The organism is Micromonospora sp. TSRI0369, assembly GCF_001905625.1.
Classification (GTDB): domain Bacteria; phylum Actinomycetota; class Actinomycetes; order Mycobacteriales; family Micromonosporaceae; genus Micromonospora; species Micromonospora echinospora_A.
On record NZ_LIVU01000007.1, the window covers coordinates 40,638 to 60,317 of the forward strand.

Sequence of the window (19,680 nt, forward strand, 5' to 3'; positions counted from 1 at the left end):
CACAGGAGTGCGACGACGGGACGAGGCGAGATCCCCGCGAGACGTGGGGAGGTCGAGATGGCGGATTTCCTGCTGCCGGTCAACCCGCAGAGCACGGTTCCGCTCTACGAGCAGATCATCACGGGGCTCGAGGACGCCATCCTCGCCGGGCAGTACGACGACGGCCCGCTGCCGAGCACGCGCCGTCTGGCCGAGGCGCTGGGCGTCTCCCGGAACACGGTGCTGACCGCGTACGACCGCCTCATGGAGCAGGGCCTGATCGCGACCGTCCCCCGGCGCGGCCTCTACGTCTCCTCCGAAGCGGTGGTCCGGATGCGGGCCGCGCGGCGGACCTCCCGCTCCGCGACGCGGCCCATCGACTGGCAGGCGCGGCTGCCCGAGCCGCCGCCCACCCCCGTGCACCGGGACCCGGCGTGGTCGCGGGCGCCGTTCCCGTTCGTCGTCGGCCAGCCGGACCCCGGCATGTTCCCCACCGGCGCGTGGGAGCGGGCGCAGCGTGAGGCGCTGCGGCAGGACGGGCTGTCCCGGGTGATCGGGGACGCCGGCCAGGCCGACGACCCGCAGCTCGTCCGCCAGCTCTGTGAGCACGTGCTGCCGTCGCGTGGCATCTCGGCCGAGCCGAACCAGGTGATGATCACGCTGGGCTCGACGCACGCGCTGCACCTGCTGGCGAGCGTGCTGGTCCGGCCGGGCAGCGTCGTGCTGGTGGAGGACCCGGGCTACCCCGACGCGCGGACGATCATGCAGATGGCGGGCGCCGACGTGGTGCCCGGGCGGGTGGACGAGGACGGCCTCGTCGTCGAGGACCTGCCGGCCGACCTGCACGGCGCGGAGCTTGTGTACGTCACGCCGAGCCACCAGTACCCGACCGGCGCGACGATGTCGGCGTCCCGGCGGGAGGAGCTGCTGCGCCGGGCCGGCGCGGCGGACGCGGTGGTGATCGAGGACGACTACGACCCGGAGATGACGTTCCGGGGGATGCCCGCGGTGGCGGTGCGGGCGCTGGACGACGAGGACCGCGTCGTCTACCTCGGCAGCTTCAGCAAGCTGCTGGCGCCGGGCCTGCGGCTCGGCTACGTGGTGGCGTCCCCGGCGCTGGTGGAGGCCATGCGGGCCCGGTCCCGCTACGTGCTGCGCCACCCGCCGGGACCCATGCAGCGCGCCCTCGCCCGGATGATCGCCAGCCGGGACCTCGCCCGTCACGTGCGCCGCATCCGCGCCCACTACCAGGGGCTGTACGAGGAGATGGCGGGCGCGATCGAGCGGCACGTGCGCTGGGGGCCGCAGCCGGTGCCGCGCGGCGGCCTGGCCCGGTGGATCACCGGCCCGCCGGGGCTGGACGCCGGGCAGCTCGCGGTCGACCTGCGCCGCCAGGGCGTCCTGCTCGACCCCGGCGAGCCGTACTGGACGACCCGCCCCACCCCGCGTCACCACTTGCGGCTGGGGTACCAGGTGATGCCGCTGGACCGGATCGACGAGGGGGTCCGGCGGGTCGCCGCGGCCGTAGAAGACCAGGTCCGGCCACGACTGGTACCCCCACCGGCCCGGAAACTGGACGTTCCCCTCCGGGGTCGGAGTTCGTAACCTCCGACGCCATGACGTCGGACACCCACGCCTCCCTCCGCGCCGGCCATCTCGTGGACGAGCAAGCCGTCGTGTCGCTCACCCAGGACCTGGTCCGCATCCCCTCGACCTGGGACGCCGCGCAGGGGCGGAGCGAGCAGCCCGTGGCGGAACTCGTCGCGCAGGTCATGGAGGGCTTCGGCTGGCAGCCGGAGGTCACCGAGGTCGTCCCCGGGCGGCCCAACGTCGTCGCGGTGGTGGACGGCGGCCTGCCCGGCCCGACGCTGATGTTCGAGGGGCACACCGACGTCGTCACCGAGGGCTCTGAAGAGGAGTGGACGGTCGACCCGTTCGGCGGCGACATCGTCGACGGGCGCCTGTACGGTCGCGGCTCCGCCGACATGAAGGCCGGTGTCGCGGCGATGATCCACGCGACCCGGGCCGTCGAGCTGGCCGGGCCGTTCCCGGGCCGGATCGTGGTGGCGGCCCTGGTGGACGAGGAGGGCCAGATGCTCGGTGCGAAGCACTTCACCACCACGGCGCTGGCCCGCGAGGTGGACGCCGCGATCATCTGCGAGCCGGAGGCCGAGGAGATCTGCGCGGTCGCCAAGGGCGCGGTCCGCCTGCTGGTCACCTGCACCGGCAAGATGGCGCACGGCGCGATGCCGCAGCACGGCCGCAACCCCGTCCCCGCCGTGGCCGAACTGGTCGCCGCGCTCGGCCGGTTCCAGAAGGAACTGCAGGCCGACCCGGGGGAGCACGAGCACCTCGGCCTGACGTTCCTGACCCCCACGGTCCTGGATGCCGGCTCCGCCGACCAGCTCAACGTCATCCCCGGCCGCGCCGTGCTCGGCGTGGACTGCCGGACCGTGCCCGGTGTCGACCACGCCGCGCTCGCCGCGCGCGTGCGCTCCGACGCCGACGCCATCGGCGCCCGGCACGGTGTCAGCTTCGCCGTCGAGGTCGTCGACGACCGGCCGTGCGCGGTCACCCCGGAGGACCACCCGATCTCGCTTGCCGTGGCGCAGGCGCACGGCGCCGTCACCGGTACGGCGCCCGTCTTCGGCGGTGTGCCCGGCGCCACCGACGGCACCATCCTGTGGCGCGACAGCGGCATCCCGAACGTGGTGTACGGCCCCGGCCCGAAGTGGATCGCCCACCAGCCCGACGAGTACGTCGAGGTCGACGACATCGTCCGCAAGACCAGGGTCTACGCCGAGGCGGCGCTGGCCTTCCTGACCGGCGCCACCGGCGCGCGGGCGGGTGCGGCGTCGTGACCGCGCAGGAGCTGCTGGCCGGGTTGCCCGCCGGACTGCCGATCGGCGCCGGCTGGGCCACCACCGCGCAGACCGCGCCGGTGCGCTTCCCGTACGACGGCAGCACCGTGACCCAGGCGCCCTGGGGTGACCCCGCCGACGCGGAAGCGGCTGTCGAGGCCGCGCACGAGGTCGCCGCGGAGATGGCCGGCCTGCCCGGTCACCGGCGGCGCGCCATCCTCACGACAGTCGCCGCCGAGATCCGCGCCCGCGCCGACGACCTCGCCGAGCTGCTGGTCCTGGAGACCGGCAAGCCGCTTGTCGACTGCCGGGTCGAGGTCGCCCGCACGCTGGTCACGCTGGAGACGGCGGCCGAGGAGGTCGGCCACCTCACCGGCGAGACGGTGGCGCTGGACATGCAGCCGGCCGGCGAGGGCATGCTCGGCTTCTGGGTGCGCCGCCCGGTCGGTGTCGTCGTCGGCATCACCGGGTTCAACTACCCGCTGCTCCTGGCCGCGCACAAGGTCGCGCCGTCGGTGGCGGCGGGCTGCCCGGTGATCGTCAAGCCGGCGCCGAACACGCCGCTGGCCACGCTGGTGCTGATCGACCTGTTCCGCAAGGCGGGCTGCCCGGCCGCCGGTGTCCAGCTCGTCACCGGCGGCGTCGAGGTCGGCAAGCTCCTGACCACCCACCCGCGCGTCGCCGCCGTGTCGTTCACCGGGTCCGCGCAGGTCGGCCACCAGATCGCCCGCGCCGCGGCCCCGCGCAAGGTGCTGCTGGAACTCGGGTCCAACGCGGCGCTCGTCGTCGGCCGCGACGCCGACCTCGACCGGGCCGCGGAAGCAGTCGTACGGGGCGGGTTCTACGCCTCCGGTCAGGCGTGCATCAGCGTCCAGCGGGTGATCGTCGAGGAGCCGGTCCGCGAGGCGCTGCTGGAGCGTCTCGAGCCGCTGCTGAAGACGGTCACCACCGGTGACCCCCGGTCCGCCGACACCCGCGTGTCCGCCCTGGTGGACGAGGCGTCCACCGAGCGGGTCCACTCGTGGGTGGACCGCGCGGTCGCCGCCGGGGCGCGCTGCCTGGCCGGCGGTACGGCGCAGGGCCGGGTGCTGCAACCGACTGTGCTCGTCGACGTTCCCGAGGACGCCGAGTGCTGGGCGGAGGAGATCTTCGGGCCGGTGGTGTGCGTCCGGTCGGTGCCGGACATGGACGCGGCCGTCGAGCTGGTCAACCGGTCCCGCTATGGGCTCCAGGCCGCCGTCTTCACCCGCGACCTGGCGGTGGCCCTCGACGTGGTGCGCCGCCTCGACGTGGGTGGCGTGCTGGTCAACGAGGTGCCCGGCTTCCGTGCCGACAACATGCCGTACGGCGGCGTCAAGGACTCCGGCATCGGCCGGGAGGGACCGCGCTTCGCCATGGAGGAGCTGACCGTGACCAAGATGGTGATGATCAGGCCATGACTCGGAGTGGGAGCACACACGCATGGTGATCTACTTCGTCCGGCGGCTGGCCATCCTCGCGGTGTCGCTGTTCGCCGCGTCGATTCTCGTCTTCACGATGCTGTCGCTGCTGCCGGGCGACCAGGCGCAGGCGATGCTCGGCGTCAACGCCACCCCGGAGGCGCTGGAGGCGCTGCGGGAGCAGTTCGGGACGAACCGGCCGTTCACCGAGCGGTACATGGAGTGGGCCGGCGGCCTGATCCGCGGTGACTTCGGGATCTCGCCGCTCAGCGGGGTGTCGGTCGGCTCGGAGATCTCCGACAAGCTCGGCGTCACCGTGCCGCTCATCCTGGCCGGGATGACGCTGGCGCTGCTCATCGCCGTACCGCTGGGCATCCTCGCCGCGGTGAAGAGCCGCACCGCGATCGGGACGGCGCTGTCGGCGCTGAGCCAGGTCGGCATCGCCGTTCCGTCGTTCTGGCTCGGCATCCTGCTTATCACCGTGTTCGCGGTGAAGCTGCAGTGGCTGCCCGCCGGCGGGTTCACCGGGTGGGACGACTTCGGCGGCGCCGTGCGGGCCCTGCTGATGCCGGCGCTGGTCCTCGGCGTGGCGCAGGGCGCGATCCTGATGCGCTATGTCCGGTCCGCGGTGGTCGAGGTCATGCAGGAGGACTTCATCCAGACCGCGCGGGCCAAGGGTCTCAGCCGCTCGCAGGCGCTGACCCGGCACGCGCTGCGCAACGCGGCCATCCCGGTCATCACCGTCCTCGGTCTGCAACTGGCGACGCTGCTCATCGGCACCGTCGTGATCGAGAACGTCTTCGGCCTGCCCGGTCTCGGCCGGATGCTGCTGCAGGACGTCGGCAACCGCGACCTGCTGAAGGTGCAGGGCACGGTGATGGTGCTGACGGCCGCGGTGCTTCTGATCAACTTCGTCGTCGACGTGGTCTACCACGCGGTCGACCCCAGGCTGAGGAGCAAGGCATGACATCAGTCGCCGACGCCCCACCGGACGCCACCGCCGACGTCGTCGCGGCCGGCCCCGTCAAGCCGCGCCGCCGCTGGAACCTCACGCTGGTGATCGGCGCCGGCCTGGTGGGCCTGGTCGTGCTCACCGCGCTGGTGTCGTTCCTCTGGACGCCGTACGACCCCACCCGGGTCGACCCGTCGCAGACGTTGCTCTCCCCGGGCGGCGAGCACTGGCTCGGCACCGACCACTTCGGCCGGGACATCGTCAGCCAGCTGCTCGTCGGCGCGCGGACCACACTGTTCGTCGGTGTGGTCGCCGTCGCGATCGCCGCGGCGGTCGGCGTACCGCTGGGTCTGCTCGCCGCCACCGGCCATCGCTGGCTCAGCGAGCCGGTGATGCGGGCGCTGGACATCGTCTTCGCCTTCCCGGCCATCCTGCTGGCGATCATCCTGGCGGCGGGCTTCGGCGCCTCCACGCTCACCGGCATGATCGCGATCGGCGTCGCCAACGTCCCGGTGTTCGGCCGCCTCACCCGGGCGGGCGCGATGCAGGTGCTGCAGAGCGACTTCGTGCTGGCCGCGCGCAGCTACGGCCGCCGGGGCGTGGTGCTCATGGTGCGGTACGTGCTGCCCAACATCGCGGCCCTGCTGATCGTCCAGGCGTCGGTGTCGTTCGCGCACGCGGTGCTCGCGGAGGCGGCGCTGTCCTACCTCGGGTACGGCACCCCGCCGCCGACTCCCACCTGGGGCCGGATGCTCCAGGAGGCCCAGAACTACTTCGTCGTGCAGCCGATGCTCGCCGTCTGGCCCGGTCTGGCCATCGCCCTGTCGGTGCTCGGTTTCAACCTCATGGGCGACGGGCTGCGCGACGCCCTCGACCCGCGGCTGAGAGGACGGTGACCGGCGTGAGCGGGCTCGTGGTGGAGGACCTCGTCGTCAAGGTCCACGACATCCAGGCCGTCAAGGGCGTCTCGTTCGAGATCGGGCGGGGCCGCCGGATGGGGCTCATCGGCGAGTCCGGCTGCGGCAAGTCGCTGACCGCGCTCGCCCTGATGGGCCTGCTGCCGCACGGCGTGACGGCGTCCGGGCGGGTGCTGCTCAACGGCCGGAACCTGCTCGACCTGTCCGACAAGCAGATGTGCGCGGTCCGCGGCAACGACATCGCCATGGTGTTCCAGGAGCCGATGACGGCGCTGAACCCGCTGATGCGGGTCGGCAACCAGGTCGCCGAGTCGCTGCGGCTGCACAAGGGGATGAGCCGGGCGGCGGCCTCCGCCCGCGCCGTCGAACTGCTCGAACGGGTCCAGCTGCCCGAGCCCGACCGGACCGCGCGCAAGTACCCGCACCAGCTCTCCGGCGGCCAGCGTCAGCGCGTCGTGCTCGCCATCGCGCTGGCGTGCGACCCGGCCGTGCTGGTGGCGGACGAGCCGACCACGGCGCTGGACGTCACGGTGCAGGCGGAGATGCTGCGGCTGATGGACACGCTGGTGCGCGAGGAGGGCGCGTCGCTGCTGCTCATCACGCACGACCTGCCCGTCGTCGCCAGCATCTGCGAGGAACTGCTCGTCATGTACGGCGGCTCGATCGTCGAGCACGGCGACGTGGCCACGGTGTTCGACTCGCCCCGGCATCCGTACACGGCGGGCCTGCGGGCGTCCACGGTGCTGGAGAGCACCGACGGGAGCGGTCGGCTGTCCACCATCGCGGGCCGCGTCCCGTCGCTCGGGTCGTTCCCCACCGGATGCGTGTACCGCAACCGGTGCCCGCGCGCCGACGACGCCTGCGGCACGGTGCCGCTGCTGACGGCGCCGCCCGGCAGCACCCAGCGGGCGGCCTGCCACCACCCGATCGAGAGCGACCAGCCCTTAGGAAGCGGGAAGGCCAGCGCATGACCACGACCCCGTTGCTGGAAGCCGTCGACGTGGTGCGCGAGTACCGCGCCCCGCGGCGGTCGCTGCGTACGCCGGGCCAGCCGATCCGCGCGCTCGACGGCGTGAGCGTGCAGGTCCACGAGGGCGAGGCGTTCGGGATCGTGGGGGAGAGCGGCTCCGGCAAGTCCACGCTGTCGCGCATCCTCATGGCCCTCGACCAGCCGACCTCCGGCACCGCGTTCTACCAGGGGCAGCGGATCAGTGGCGTACCGGAGCGGAAGCTCGCGTTCCTGCGGCGCGACGTGCAGATGGTGCTCCAGGACCCGATGTCGTCGCTGAACCCGCGGATGCGCGTCGCGGACATCATCGCGGAGCCGATGCGTGCCCTGCGTCTGCCGGGCGACCACCGGGCCCGCGTGGCCGAGCTGATGCACTCCGTCGGCCTGCCCGAGGAGGCGGTGACCCGCTACCCGCACCAGTTCTCCGGCGGCCAGCGGCAGCGCATCGCGATCGCCCGCGCCCTCGCGGCCGGGCCGAAGGTCATCGTGGGGGACGAGCCGGTCAGCGCGCTCGACGTGTCGGTGCGCGCGCAGATCCTCAACCTGCTCACCGACCTGGCCGAGCAGTTCAAGCTGACCCTGATCCTGGTCTCCCACGACCTGTCCGTGGTCCGGTATCTCTGCGACCGGATCGCGGTGATGAACCAGGGCCGGATCGTCGAGACGGGTGACACCGAATCGATCTACTCCGACCCCCAGCACCCCTACACCCAGAGGCTGCTGTCCGCGGTGCCCACCCTGAGCGGCGACCTCCTGGACCGATTCAACAGGAGCAGCACATGAGGTTGGTTGACCGCGTCGCCGTCGTCACCGGAGGCGCCAGCGGCATCGGACTGGCGACCGTCGGCCGGCTCGTCGAGGAGGGCGCGCGCGTCGTCATCGCCGACCTCGACGGCGACCGCGCCGCCGAGGCGGCCGCCGGCTTCGGGTCCGCCGTCGTCGGCGTGGCCTGCGACGTCACCCGGGCCGAGGACTGCCGCGCCGCCGTCGAGACCGCCGTCGAGCGGTTCGGGCGGCTCGACCTCATGCACGCCAACGCGGGTACGCCGTTCACCGGCCCGCTGGACGAGGTGGACCAGGCGACGCTGGACCGCGTGATCGACGTCAACCTCAAGGGCGCGTTCTGGACCGCGCAGGCCGCCGCGCCCGCGCTGATCGAGGCCGGCGGCGGCTCGATCGTGTTCACCGCGTCCCTTCAGGCCGTCATCGCCCGCCCCCGGTACGCGCCGTACACCGCCGCCAAGCACGGCGTCATCGGCCTGATGAAGGCGCTGGCGCTGGAACTGGCGCCGCACGGCATCCGGGTCAACGCGATCGCCCCGGCGGCGACCGAGACGCCGATGCTCTCGGCGTTCCTCGGCGGCATGGGCGACGTGCCGGACAGCGCCCGGGAGAACTTCCGCGCGTCGATCCCGCTGGGCCGCATGGCGACGCCGCGCGACTCCGCCGACGCGGTGGTGTTCCTCGCCAGCGACGAGGCGCGGATGGTGACGGGCCACACGCTCGTCCTCGACGGCGGCACGACGGCCGGCTGAGGCGTACCGTGACCAGTTCGCTGGCGGACCCCCCGTACGAGGGCACGATCGGACGCACCTACCACGAGTCGACGGAGCACTGGAGCGCGCCGCCGTCGGCCGCCGCGGGCACCCCGAACGTGGTGTACGTGCTGCTGGACGACGTCGGGTTCGCCGACTTCGGCTGCTTCGGCGCCGAGATCGACACCCCGACGATCGACCGGCTGGCGGCGTCCGGCCTGCGGTACACCAATTTCCACACCTCGCCGCTGTGCTCGCCGACCCGGGCCAGCGTGCTCACCGGCCGCAACCACCACAGCGTCGGCATGCGCATGCTGTCCAACTTCGACAGCGGCTTCCCCAGTGGACGGGGCCGGATCACCCACGCCGCCGCCACCGTCGCGGAGATGCTCGCCGACGCCGGCTTCAACACCATGGCGGTCGGCAAGTGGCACGTCGCGCCGCTGGAGCACACCACGCCGTCCGGGCCGTACGACCAGTGGCCGCTGGGCCGCGGCTTCGAGCGGTACTACGGCTTCCTGGAGGCCGAGACCGACAACTTCTATCCGGAGCTGGTCTACGACAACCACCAGGTGGACCCGCCGGCCACCCCGGAGGAGGGCTACCACCTCACCGAGGACCTGACCGACCGGGCCATCGGGTTCGTCCGGGACCAGACCTCGTTCACGCCGGAGAAGCCGTTCTTCCTCTATCTGGCGTACGCCGCCGCGCACGCGCCGCACCAGGCGCCGCCGGAGTACCTGGCGAAGTACCGGGGCCGCTACGACAGGGGCTGGGACGTCATCCGCGCGGACCGGCACCGGCGGCAGATCGGGCTGGGCATCGTCCCGCCGGACGCGCCGCTGCCACCGCACAACCCCGGCGTCGTGCCGTGGGACGACGTGCCGCCGGAGCAGCGGCGCCTGTTCGCCCGGATGCAGGAGGCGTACGCGGCGATGGTCGACCACACCGACGCCCAGCTCGGGCGCCTGGTCGACTTCCTGGAGCGGATCGGCCGCCTCGACAACACGATCTTCGTGGTCATGTCGGACAACGGGGCGAGCCCCGAGGGCACGCCGCTCGGCACGCTCAACCCCACCGCCTTCCAGAACCGGGTGCCGGAGAACCTCCAGGACAGCCTGGACCGGATCGACGAGATCGGCGGCCCGCGGGCGCAGAGCAACTACCCGCTGGGCTGGGCGCAGGTCAGCAACACCCCGTTCCGCCGCTACAAGCAGCACACCCACGAGGGCGGGGTCCGGGTGCCGTTCGTGCTGAGCTGGCCGGCCGGTGACGTGCCCGGCGGGGGAGTGCGGACGCAGTTCCAGCACAGCATCGACGTCACCGCGACGGTGCTCGACCTCGTCGGGGTGCGGCCGCCCGCGGTGCGCCGGGGCGTACCGCAGATGCCGCTGCACGGCCGCAGCTTCCGCGACGGGCTGCGCGATCCGGCGGCGCCGCCGTCGCGCGACCGCCAGTACTTCGAGATGTTCGGCCACCGTGGCATCTACCACCAGGGCTGGAAGGCTGTCGCGTTCCACGAGCGCGGCACCTCGTGGGACGAGGACCGCTGGGAGCTGTACCGGATCGACGAGGACCCGACCGAGAGCCGGGACCTCGCCGCCGAGCACCCGGAGGTGCTGCGGCGTCTCATCGAGGAGTTCTGGATCGAGGCGGCCCGCTACGACGTGCTGCCGCTGGACGACAGGGGATTCGCGATCCGGGCCCGGGTGCCACGCCCCGGGTCGGTGCGGGACCGGCTGGTCTTCACCTACCTGGCGGGCGTACCGACGGTCTCCGGCGCGGCGGTGCCGCCGACGATGAACCGCTCGCACGCCATCACCGCGCGGGTGCGCCGCAGCGACGCGGCGCAGGGCGGCGTGATCGTGGTGCTCGGCAACGTCAGCGGCGGGTACGTGCTGCATATCAAGGACAACCGCCTGGTGTACGAGTACAACCACCTCGGTACCCATCACGTGCTGCGGTCCGAGGGCGAGCTGCCGCTGGGCCCGGTGGAGCTGACCTTCGAGCTGACGAAGACCGCCGACTGCCAGGGCGTCGGCCGGCTGTACGTGGACGGCGAGGCGGCGGGCGAGGCGCTGTTCCCGCAGCTGCTGCCGTTCTTCCACGGGTTCGCGGGCATGGACGTCGGGCGCAGCATCCACTCGCCGGTGTCGCCGAGCTACCCGGCCCGGCACGAGTTCTCCGGCGAGCTGGAGTACGTGCGGTTCCGGCTCGCCGCGTCCGAGGAGGTCGGCGAGCCCATCGTGGCGGCGGACGACGTCGCGCCGCGGCCGTCGGCCGGAGTCGGGTTCGAAGTCGTGGACTGACGCGCGCGGCGCGTACGGCGACGGCGCGTGGACGGACCTCGTTGTCCGTCCACGCGCCGTCTGTCTACCGGGGGCCTCAGCGCAGGGCCAGGCCCCACAGCGGGTCCTCCAGGAACCGCCCGACGTGGGCGAGCACCCGGCTGCCCAGTTCCCCGTCCACGAGCCGGTGGTCGAAGGACAGCGACAACTGCACCGTCCATCGGGGAACGACCTGCTCGTCGACGACCCACGGCATGCGGCGCAGCGCGCCGAGGCAGAGGATCGCCGCCTCACCGGGGTTGAGGATCGGGGTGCCGGCGTCCACTCCGAACACACCGATGTTGGTGATGGTGATGGTGCCGCCGGACAGGTCGGCGGGACGGGTGCGGCCCTCCCGCGCGGTGCCCGCCAGCTCGTTCAGGGCGACCGCGAGATCCCGTACGGCCAGGGTCTGCGCGGCCTTGACGTTCGGCACCAGCAGGCCGCGCGGCGTCGCGGCGGCGATACCGAGGTTGACGTCGGCGAACCGGACGATCTCCTGGTTCTCCTCGTCCCACCGGGCGTTGACGTCGGGGTACCGGCGGATCGCGTCCAGCACTGCGAGCGACGCCACGAGTAGCGGGCTGACCTTCACGCCCTGGAAGGACGGGTCCTGCTTCAGCCGGTCCACGAACTCGACGGTGCCGGTCATGTCGACGGTGAGGAACTCCGTGACGTGCGGCGCGGTGAACGCGCTGGCGACCATGGCGGCCGCCGTCGCCTTGCGCACTCCGCGTACGGGCAGGCGCTCGTCGCTCCGGTGGTCGGCCGCCGGCGTCCGGACGGTGGTGTGGTCGAGCAGGTCCTGGCGCGTGATGAGACCGCCGGGACCGCTGCCGCGCACGTCGGCCAGTTCCACACCGAGGTCCTTCGCGAGCTTGCGCAGCGGCGGCTTGGTGAGCACCGGCGGCCGGGACGTGTGCGGCCAGCGGACCGGCTCGGCCGGGCGGACGGACGGCGTGGCGCGGCGTGGCCGGCGGGTCCGCGCCTGGGCGGACACCCCGTAGCCCACGAGCACCGCGGTACGCTCCGCCGCCGGCTCGTCGGCGGTCGGTTCGTCTCCGGTCGGCGGCTCGGCGGCGGGCTCGTCGGCGGGCGTGGCCGCCGGGCCGTCGCCCGCCACCCGGATCGCGATGATCGGCGAACCGACGTCGACGGTCTGGCCCTCCTCGGCGAGGAGGCGGTCCACCACACCGGCGTACGGGCTGGGCAGCTCGACGACAGCCTTGGCGGTCTCGATGTCCACCAGGATGTCGTTGAGGCGGACCGGGTCGCCCGGTGCCACCCGCCAGGTGACGATCTCGGCCTCGGTGAGCCCTTCGCCGACGTCGGGAAGGCGGAACTGCTGAACGGTCATGGATACCTCTCCCTTCAGGCGGCGAGGACGCGGTCGACGGCGTCGAGGATCCGGTCCAGGTCGGGCAGGTACTCCTCCTCGACCTTGGCGGGCGGGTACGGCAGGTTGAAGCCGCCGACCCGCTCGACCGGCGCCTCCAGCGAGTAGAAGCACCGGCTCGTCACCTGCGCGACGACCTCGGCGCCGAATCCGGCGAACGTGGGGGCCTCGTGGACCACCACCGCCCGCCCGGTACGGCGGACCGACTCCTCGACCGTCGCCACGTCGAGCGGGGAGATGGACCGCAGGTCGATCACCTCGATGTCACGTCCCTCCTGTGCGGCGGCCTCGGCGGCGGCGACGCAGGTGGCGACGGTGCCCCCGTACGTCAGCAGCGTCACGTCGGCGCCGGGGCGCACGACCCGGGCGCGGTCCAGCGGCAGCGGCGGCCCGGCGGGTGTCACCTCGCCCTTCACCCAGTACCGGCGCTTCGGCTCGTAGAAGATCACCGGGTCGTCACCGGCGACGGCCTGCCGGATCATCCAGTGCGCGTCGTCCGGGCTGGCGCAGTAGACGACCCGCAGCCCGGCGGTGTGCGCGAAGTACGCCTCGTTCGACTCGCTGTGGTGCTCCACCGCCCCGATGCCGCCGCCGACCGGAATGCGCACGACCACCGGCAGGGCGGTACGGCCGCCGGTCCGGGCCCGCATCTTGGCCAGCTGCGAGACGATCTGGTTGAACGCGGGGTAGACGAAGCCGTCGAACTGGATCTCGCAGACCGGGCGGTACCCGCGCAGCGCCAGGCCGATGGCGGTGCCGATGATCCCGGACTCGGCGAGGGTCGTGTCCACCACCCGGGCCTCGCCGAAGTCCTTCTGGAGACCGTCGGTGACCCGGAAGACGCCGCCGAGGCGGCCGACATCCTCGCCCATCAGGAGGACCTTGTCGTCGTCCTCCATGGCGCGGCGCAGACCGCTGTTCAGTGCCTGACAGAGAGTGAGCATGAAACGAGTTCTCCGATCGGGGCGGGCGTCAGTCGAGGAAGGAGGCGCGGTAGGCGACGAACGCGTCGCGCTCCTCCCGCAGAAGCTGGGGCACGTCGGACAGCACCGTGGCGAAGGCGTCCGCGAGGTCCGGCGCTGTCAGGGCCAGGCACTCCCGGCGGGTCCGGTCGGCGAGTTCGTCCGCCTCGGCCTGGATCTGGCCGAGGTACGCCTCGTCGCTCCAGCCCTCGGCGCGCATCAGCGCCTCGACCCTGGCCAGCGGGTCCCGCGCCCGCCACGCCTGCAGCTCGTCGTCGGTGCGGTACCGGGTCGGGTCGTCCGACGTGCTGTGCCCGCCCATCCGGTACGTGGTGGCCTCGACGATCGCGGGGCCGGCGCCGGCGCGGGCGTGCTCGGTCACCGCGGACGTCACCGCGTACACCGCGAGCACGTCGTTGCCGTCGACCCATTCGCTGCGCAGGCCGAATCCGGCGCCGCGGCGGTGGATCGGCGTGCGGGTCTGCGACGCCGTCGGCGTCGAGATCGCCCACTGGTTGTTCTGGCAGAAGAACACCATCGGGGCGTTGTTGACGGCGGCGATGTTCATGGCCTCGCTCGCGTCGCCCTCGCTGGCGGCGCCGTCCCCGAAGTACGTCACGACGACCATGTCGCTGCCGTCGCGCTGCACGCCGAGGGCGTACCCGGTGGCGTGCAGCATCTGGGCCGCCAGCACCAGCGTGTAGATGTGGAACGAGTACGGCTCCGGGTCCCAGCCGCTGTGTGCGACGCCGCGCCACTGCCGGAGCAGGTCGGCCGGGCCGATACCGCGCCACAGCGCCGCGGCGTGCTCGCGGTAGCTCGGGAAGACGTAGTCGTCGGCGCGTACCGCCGCGACGGAGCCGACCTGTGCGGCCTCCTGTCCGCGGCACTGCAGCCACAGGCCCAGCTCGCCCTGCCGCTGCAACGCGAACGCCTCGTCGTCGAGGCGGCGGGCGAGCCGCATCCCCCGGTACAGGTCGCGGGTGAGGCGGCCGAGGGCGTCGCGGTCGACGTCCACGTCCGGGTGCAGGCGTCCGTCCGGGGTGACGAGCTGGGTCCAGCCCTCGGCGGCGCGCGGAAGGTCGGTGGTGCCGGTGAAGGGGTTGGTGACCGGTGGGTCGGCGAGATCTACGGTAGTCATTCGTCACCTTCTGGGTGCGGGGTCTCCGCGTCGCCGGGGTCGCCGGCCGTCTCGCGGATCTCGGATATGGGACCGCCCGCCGGGGTGGACCCGGCGGGCGGTGATGGGCGTACGTCTAGACCGTGTGCCGGTCGGCGAGTGTCAGCGCCTCGTCGAGGACCGCCAGTCCCGCCTTGGCCTCCGTCTCCGACACGGTGCAGGGCGGCACCACGTGGATCCGGTTGAAGTTGGCGAACACGACCAGGCCGTTGCGCTTGCACTCGGCCAGCACGTCGTTCATCTCCGGCGACGAGGCCCCGTACGGCGCCAGCGGTTCCCGGGTCTCGCGGTCGCGGACCAGTTCCAGTGCCCAGAAGACGCCGAGCCCGCGTACGTCCCCGACGCTCGGGTGCCGCTCGGCGATCTCCCGCAGCCCCGGGCCGAGCACGTCCTCGCCGATCCGGGCGGCGTTCTCGACGATGCCCTCGTCCCGCATCGCGTTGATGGTCGCGACGGCGGCGGCGGTCGCCAGCGGGTGGCCGGAGTACGTCAGCCCGCCGGGGTAGGGGCGGGTGGCGAACGTCTCGGCGACGCGGTCGGCGATCACCACACCGCCGAGCGGGACGTAACCGGAGTTCACGCCCTTGGCGAAGGTGATCAGGTCGGGCGTCACGCCGTAGTGGTCAATGGCGAACCAGGCGCCGGTACGCCCGAACCCCGCCATCACCTCGTCGGCGATGTAGAGGATGCCGTACCTGTCGCACAGCTCGCGTACGCCGGCCAGGAAGCCCGGCGGCGGCGGCATGATGCCGGCGGTGCCCGGCACGGTCTCCAGCACGATCGCGGCGATGGTGGACGGTCCCTCCATCTCCACCACGCGTTCGAGGTGGCGCAGCGCGAGCCGGCTCTCCTCCTCCTCGGTCGTGGCGCCGAACTCCGACCGGTACAGGAACGGGCCGAAGAAGTGCACGACCCCGGCGGTGCCGTTGTCGCTGGGCCAGCGACGCGGGTCGCCGGTGAGGTTCACCGCGGTCTGGGTGCCGCCGTGGTAACTGCGGTACTGGGACAGCACCTTGGGCCGGCCGGTGTGCAGCCGGGCCATCCGGACGGCGTGCTCGATCGCGTCCGCGCCGCCGTTCGTGAAGAACACCTTCTCCAGGCCCGCCGGCGTCCGCTCGGCGATCAGCCGGGCCGCCTCGCTGCGGGCGTCGTTGGCGTACGACGGCGCGATGGTGCACAGCTTGGCGGCCTGCTCCTGGATCGCCGCTACCACCGCCGGGTGCTGGTGGCCGATGTTGGTGTTGACGAGCTGGGAGGAGAAGTCCAGGTAGCGGTTCCCGTCGCCGTCCCAGAAGTACGAGCCCTCGGCGCGCTCGACCACCATCGGGTCGAGCAGGGACTGGGCGGACCAGGAGTGGAAGACGTGGGCGCGGTCGAGTTCGTAGGTGCGGCGTGCGCTGGTGCTCATGGTGGCCTCTCTCCGCTGCTCAGTCGTTCTCGGGGAAGCCGAGGTTGATCCCGCCGTGGCTGGGGTCGAGCCAGCGGGAGGTGACCACCTTGCCGCGGGTGAAGAAGTGCACGCCCTCGGCGCCGTGGGCGTGGGAGTCGCCGAAGAGGCTGTCCTTCCAGCCGCCGAACGAGTAGTAGGCCATCGGCACCGGGATCGGCACGTTGATGCCGACCATGCCGACCTCGACCTCGTTCTGGTAGCGGCGGGCCGCGCCGCCGTCGTTGGTGAAGATGGCGGTCCCGTTGCCGTAGGGGTTGGAGTTCACCAGCTTGAGCGCCTCGTCGTAGCTGCCGACCCGCACCACCGACAGCACCGGCCCGAAGATCTCGTCGGTGTAGACGCTCATCTCCGGCGAGACCCGGTCCAGCAGGCTCGGCCCGAGCCAGAACCCGGACTCGTCGCCGTCGACCTGCACCTGCCGGCCGTCCACCACCAGCTCGGCGCCCGCCTCGACGCCCGCGTCGAGGTACGACGCGACCCGGTCGCGGTGCTCCCTGGTGACGAGCGGCCCCATGTCGCAGGAGCGGCGGCCGTCACCGATCTTCAGGCCGGCAATGCGCTCGCGGATGCGCGACACCAGGTCGTCGGCGACGGGCTCGACGACCACCAGGGCGGAGATCGCCATGCACCGCTCGCCGGCCGAGCCGAACCCGGCGTTGACCGCCGCGTCGGCGGCCAGGTCGAGGTCGGCGTCCGGCAGCACCACCATGTGGTTCTTCGCGCCGCCGAGGGCCTGTACGCGCTTGCCGTTGCGGGTGCCGGTCTCGTACACGTACCGGGCGATCGGGGTGGAGCCGACGAACGACACCGCCTTGACCTCGGGGTGCTCCAGCAGCCGGTCGACAGCCACCTTGTCGCCGTGCACCACGTTGAACACGCCGGCGGGCAGGCCGGCCTGCTCCCAGAGCCGGGCGACGAGCAGCGACGCGGACGGGTCCTTCTCGCTGGGCTTGAGCACGACGGTGTTGCCGGCCGCGATGGCGATGGGCACGAACCACATCGGGACCATCACCGGGAAGTTGAACGGGGAGATGACGGCGCACACGCCGACCGGCTGCCGGATGGAGTAGACGTCGACGTTCGTGGACACGCCCTCGGAGTGGCCGCCCTTGAGCAGGTGCGGGATGCCGCAGGCGAACTCCACGACCTCCAGACCGCGGGTGACCTCGCCCAGGGCGTCCGAGACGACCTTGCCGTGCTCGGCCGTGATCAGCTCGGCCAGTTCCTGCTTGTGCTGGTTCACCAGCTCCCGGAACGCGAACAGCACCTGGGTGCGCTTGGTCAGCGACGAGTTACGCCAGGAGGCGAACGCGGCGGCGGCGGAGGCGACGGCCTGGTCCACCTCGTCGACGGAGGCCAGCGGCACCTCCGTCCGGACCGTACCCAGTGCCGGATCGTAGACTGGGGCCGTACGCTCGGTGACGCCGGCGAACGGCTTGCCGTCGATCCAGTGGGTCACCCGCTCCAGCGGAACGGGAGTGGGCGCGGTGCCGGGTGCTGTCTGGGTCATGCCGGGATCATCTGCGCTTCCCCAGGCCCGGGCAATGGGCACTGTGTCGTTCCCGCCCTGGAGAAGCACACATACTGTGCGCCGGAGCGAGGAGGGAGACGGTCTGATGCCGATGACGGTTCGTGACGTGCTCGAACTGCCGGCGTTGCAGCAGGCCGGGCCGCGTGTCATGGCCGGGCGGGACCGTCTGGACGCTCCGGTGCGTTGGGTGCACGTCGCCGAGATCCCGGAGATCGCCGACCTGCTCCGGGGTGGGGAGCTGGTGCTGACCACGGGTATCGGCCTGCCGCCGGACGACGACGGGCTGCGCCGGTGGATCGACGGCCTGGCAGCGGTCGGCGCGGCCGGGGTCGTGGTCGAGCTGGGCCGCCGGTTCGGCGGGACGCTGCCGGCCGCGCTCGTCGAGCAGGCCCGCAGCCGGAACCTGCCGCTCGTCGCGCTCCAGCGGGAGATGCGGTTCGTGGCGGTGACCGAGGTGGTCCACTCGGTGATCGTCGAGGAGCAGACGGCCGACCTGCTCGCGAAGGACGAGATCCACCGCATCTTCACCGAGCTGTCGGTGGAGGGCGCGGAGCCCCGGCAGGTGCTCCGTGAGGTCACCCGCCTGTCCCGGCGTCCCGCGGTGCTGGAGAACCTCTCCCACCAGGTGCTGGCGTACGAGACCGGCCCGCTGTCGGCCGAGGAGCTGCTCGACCGCTGGGAGACCCGTTCGCGCGCGGTCGAGGTCCCGTCCGGCACCGGCTACGAGCCGCGTTCGGGCTGGCTGGTGACCGGCGTGGAGGCCCGGGGCAACAGGTGGGGGCGGCTGGTGCTGCTGTGCGACCAGGAGCCGCCGGCCCGGACGAGCGTCCTGCTGGAGCGCGCCGCGTCCACCATCGCGCTGAACCAGCTCGTCGCGCGGGACGACTCTTCTGTCGAACGGCAGGCGCGCAGCAGCCTGCTGTGGAGCATCGTCAACCACTCGGCGCCCACCCGGGACGTGGCGCTGCGGGCGCGCGGGCTCGGTGTGGCGCTGGAGCAGCGGCGGCTGCTCGGGGTGGTGGTACGCAGGCGCCGGCCGGGCCTGGGCCCCGGCGTCGAGATGAACGCGCGCCGCCGGGAACTGCTGGACGCGGTGGAGGCGGCGGTGCGCGACTGCGGGCTGGCGGCGCTGGCCGGTGACGTCGACGGGCTCGGTGGCGCGGAGGTCACAGTGCTCGTCGCCCTCACCGACGTCGAGTCCGACGAGGCCGCGTTGCTCGGCCTGTCCACCGCGCTCACCCGGGCGGGCCTGCGGGCCGGGTCGGACGTCGTGGTCGCCGCCGGTTCGGTGGTCAGCTCGCTGGACCTGGCACGGCGTTCGCTGGTCGAGGCGGCGCAGGTGGCCGACGCCACGGCGCACACCGCCGAGCCCCGGCCCTTCTACCGGCTCCTCGACGTCCGCCTCCGGGGCCTGCTGTACCTGCTGCGCGACGACGTGCGCCTGCAGACGTTCGTCGAGCGCGAGCTGGGCCCGCTGCTCTCCTACGACGAGCGGCACGGCACGAACCACGTGGCCCTGCTGGAGGCGTACCTGGTCGAGGGGCGCAACAAGCGGCGCGCGGCGGAGGAGATGTCGCTGTCCCGGTCCGCGCTGTACCAGCGGTTGCAGTTGATCGAACGGGTGCTCGGCGTCGACCTGGATTCGAGCGAGCGGCGCCTGTCGCTGCACGTGGCGCTTACCGCCCGGGACGTCATGCGCGGCGGCGGCGTCTCCGGTTCCGCGGGCTGACGGTCACCTGCCGCGACGCGCCCGTGGGCGCCGGACGGCGTCGCGGGTGGGTGCGGTGTGCATGCTGACGCTGACCACCGGCACCGCGTTCGCGACGCTCTTGCGCACCGTCTCCAGCGACGCCACGGAGGGCGAGCACTCCACGATCATCACCGCCGACAGGTTCGGGCACTGCACGTACTGGACGTGTGAGACCGCGACCCGGCGTGAGTGCAGCACGGACAGCACCTTGAGCAGGCCGCTGGTGGAGTGCCCGGGGCCGAGGTGCACCACCATCGTGCACGTGGCGGCGGGGGACTCGTCGTGCGGCCGGGCGGCCGGGCCGGGCGGCTGGCGATCGACGGTGTCGGGGGTGATGGGGAACGTGGTCATGGGGGCCTCACAGTGTCGAGCCGACAGGGGTGGCTTGGCCG

15 protein-coding genes and 1 pseudogene are annotated in these 19,680 nt (G+C 72.6%); 10 read left to right on the plus strand and 6 right to left on the minus strand.

Annotated elements, in window-relative coordinates; genetic code table 11:
• Positions 1 to 57: 57 nt before the first annotated feature.
• From pdxR to AMK25_RS23460, 9 genes are read left to right on the plus strand one after another with little or no spacing between them, the layout of a single operon-like run.
• The gene (gene pdxR / locus AMK25_RS23420) at positions 58 to 1,584 is read left to right on the plus strand and encodes a MocR-like pyridoxine biosynthesis transcription factor PdxR (RefSeq protein WP_073830541.1); all 1,527 of its coding nucleotides are present in this window, start codon (positions 58 to 60) and stop codon (positions 1,582 to 1,584) included.
• 11 nt (positions 1,585 to 1,595) lie between these two features.
• Entirely contained in the window at positions 1,596 to 2,840 is a 1,245-nt protein-coding gene (locus AMK25_RS23425) for a M20 family metallopeptidase (protein ID WP_073830542.1), read from the plus strand.
• A complete protein-coding gene (locus tag AMK25_RS23430) occupies positions 2,837 to 4,279 on the plus strand; it encodes an aldehyde dehydrogenase family protein (RefSeq protein WP_073830543.1) in 1,443 nt (480 codons plus the stop codon). Before AMK25_RS23425 ends, AMK25_RS23430 begins: the two co-directional genes overlap by 4 nt.
• A 22-nt stretch (positions 4,280 to 4,301) precedes the next feature.
• The gene (locus AMK25_RS23435; RefSeq protein WP_073830544.1) at positions 4,302 to 5,246 is read left to right on the plus strand and encodes an ABC transporter permease; all 945 of its coding nucleotides are present in this window, start codon (positions 4,302 to 4,304) and stop codon (positions 5,244 to 5,246) included.
• Positions 5,243 to 6,127 (plus strand): ABC transporter permease, encoded by an 885-nt coding sequence (locus AMK25_RS23440; protein ID WP_073830545.1) that lies wholly within the window; start codon positions 5,243 to 5,245, stop codon positions 6,125 to 6,127. The genes AMK25_RS23435 and AMK25_RS23440 overlap by 4 nt, the downstream gene beginning before the upstream one ends.
• Positions 6,128 to 6,132: 5 nt before the next feature.
• Entirely contained in the window at positions 6,133 to 7,119 is a 987-nt protein-coding gene (locus AMK25_RS23445) for an ABC transporter ATP-binding protein (protein ID WP_241826461.1), read from the plus strand.
• Positions 7,116 to 7,940, plus strand: coding sequence for an ATP-binding cassette domain-containing protein (locus AMK25_RS23450; RefSeq protein ID WP_073830547.1), 825 nt, complete (start codon positions 7,116 to 7,118; stop codon positions 7,938 to 7,940). Before AMK25_RS23445 ends, AMK25_RS23450 begins: the two co-directional genes overlap by 4 nt.
• On the plus strand, positions 7,937 to 8,692 hold the full coding sequence (locus AMK25_RS23455) for an SDR family NAD(P)-dependent oxidoreductase (protein WP_073830548.1): 756 nt from the start codon (positions 7,937 to 7,939) through the stop codon (positions 8,690 to 8,692). The genes AMK25_RS23450 and AMK25_RS23455 overlap by 4 nt, the downstream gene beginning before the upstream one ends.
• An 8-nt stretch (positions 8,693 to 8,700) precedes the next feature.
• Positions 8,701 to 11,001: an arylsulfatase gene (locus AMK25_RS23460; RefSeq protein WP_073830549.1), complete on the plus strand. Its 2,301-nt coding sequence runs from the start codon at positions 8,701 to 8,703 to the stop codon at positions 10,999 to 11,001.
• 76 nt (positions 11,002 to 11,077) lie between these two features.
• Here the strand turns inward: AMK25_RS23460 and AMK25_RS23465 are convergent, their stop codons facing one another.
• The 5 genes and pseudogenes from AMK25_RS23465 to AMK25_RS23485 all read right to left on the minus strand — a co-directional run bounded on the left by AMK25_RS23465 (position 11,078) and on the right by AMK25_RS23485 (position 17,517).
• A complete protein-coding gene (locus tag AMK25_RS23465) occupies positions 11,078 to 12,376 on the minus strand; it encodes a dihydrolipoamide acetyltransferase family protein (RefSeq protein WP_073830551.1) in 1,299 nt (432 codons plus the stop codon).
• A 14-nt stretch (positions 12,377 to 12,390) separates the two neighbouring features.
• Complete coding sequence (locus AMK25_RS23470; protein ID WP_073830553.1) at positions 12,391 to 13,359, minus strand: alpha-ketoacid dehydrogenase subunit beta; 969 nt, start codon at positions 13,357 to 13,359, stop codon at positions 12,391 to 12,393.
• 28 nt (positions 13,360 to 13,387) lie between these two features.
• Entirely contained in the window at positions 13,388 to 14,518 is a 1,131-nt protein-coding gene (locus AMK25_RS23475; protein ID WP_073830554.1) for a thiamine pyrophosphate-dependent dehydrogenase E1 component subunit alpha, read from the minus strand.
• A 115-nt stretch (positions 14,519 to 14,633) separates the two neighbouring features.
• A pseudogene (locus AMK25_RS23480) lies at positions 14,634 to 15,968 on the minus strand (aspartate aminotransferase family protein); the annotation flags it as partial.
• A gap of 16 nt (positions 15,969 to 15,984) precedes the next feature.
• Positions 15,985 to 17,517, minus strand: coding sequence for a CoA-acylating methylmalonate-semialdehyde dehydrogenase (locus AMK25_RS23485; RefSeq protein ID WP_073830557.1), 1,533 nt, complete (start codon positions 17,515 to 17,517; stop codon positions 15,985 to 15,987).
• Between the two features lie 106 nt (positions 17,518 to 17,623).
• Here AMK25_RS23485 and AMK25_RS23490 point away from each other — a divergent pair, with 106 nt between their 5' ends.
• On the plus strand, positions 17,624 to 19,267 hold the full coding sequence (locus tag AMK25_RS23490) for a PucR family transcriptional regulator (RefSeq protein ID WP_073830558.1): 1,644 nt from the start codon (positions 17,624 to 17,626) through the stop codon (positions 19,265 to 19,267).
• 3 nt (positions 19,268 to 19,270) lie between these two features.
• Here AMK25_RS23490 and AMK25_RS23495 read toward each other — a convergent pair whose 3' ends face one another.
• Positions 19,271 to 19,639 carry a hypothetical protein gene (locus AMK25_RS23495; RefSeq protein WP_073830559.1) on the minus strand — a complete coding sequence of 123 codons (369 nt, stop codon included), beginning with the start codon at positions 19,637 to 19,639 and terminating at the stop codon, positions 19,271 to 19,273.
• Positions 19,640 to 19,680: the final 41 nt, after the last annotated feature.

Bases quoted from the DNA above. Each gene is read 5' to 3' on its own strand.
- AMK25_RS23490 (WP_073830558.1), top strand. From the start codon at position 17,624: ATGCCGATGACGGTTCGTGACGTGCTCGAACTGCCGGCGTTGCAGCAG.
- AMK25_RS23495 (WP_073830559.1), bottom strand. From the start codon at position 19,639: ATGACCACGTTCCCCATCACCCCCGACACCGTCGATCGCCAGCCGCCC.
- pdxR (WP_073830541.1), top strand. From the start codon at position 58: ATGGCGGATTTCCTGCTGCCGGTCAACCCGCAGAGCACGGTTCCGCTC.
- AMK25_RS23440 (WP_073830545.1), top strand. From the start codon at position 5,243: ATGACATCAGTCGCCGACGCCCCACCGGACGCCACCGCCGACGTCGTC.
- AMK25_RS23425 (WP_073830542.1), top strand. From the start codon at position 1,596: ATGACGTCGGACACCCACGCCTCCCTCCGCGCCGGCCATCTCGTGGAC.
- AMK25_RS23465 (WP_073830551.1), bottom strand. From the start codon at position 12,376: ATGACCGTTCAGCAGTTCCGCCTTCCCGACGTCGGCGAAGGGCTCACC.
- AMK25_RS23435 (WP_073830544.1), top strand. From the start codon at position 4,302: ATGGTGATCTACTTCGTCCGGCGGCTGGCCATCCTCGCGGTGTCGCTG.
- AMK25_RS23450 (WP_073830547.1), top strand. From the start codon at position 7,116: ATGACCACGACCCCGTTGCTGGAAGCCGTCGACGTGGTGCGCGAGTAC.
- AMK25_RS23470 (WP_073830553.1), bottom strand. From the start codon at position 13,359: ATGCTCACTCTCTGTCAGGCACTGAACAGCGGTCTGCGCCGCGCCATG.
- AMK25_RS23455 (WP_073830548.1), top strand. From the start codon at position 7,937: ATGAGGTTGGTTGACCGCGTCGCCGTCGTCACCGGAGGCGCCAGCGGC.
- AMK25_RS23475 (WP_073830554.1), bottom strand. From the start codon at position 14,518: ATGACTACCGTAGATCTCGCCGACCCACCGGTCACCAACCCCTTCACC.
- AMK25_RS23485 (WP_073830557.1), bottom strand. From the start codon at position 17,517: ATGACCCAGACAGCACCCGGCACCGCGCCCACTCCCGTTCCGCTGGAG.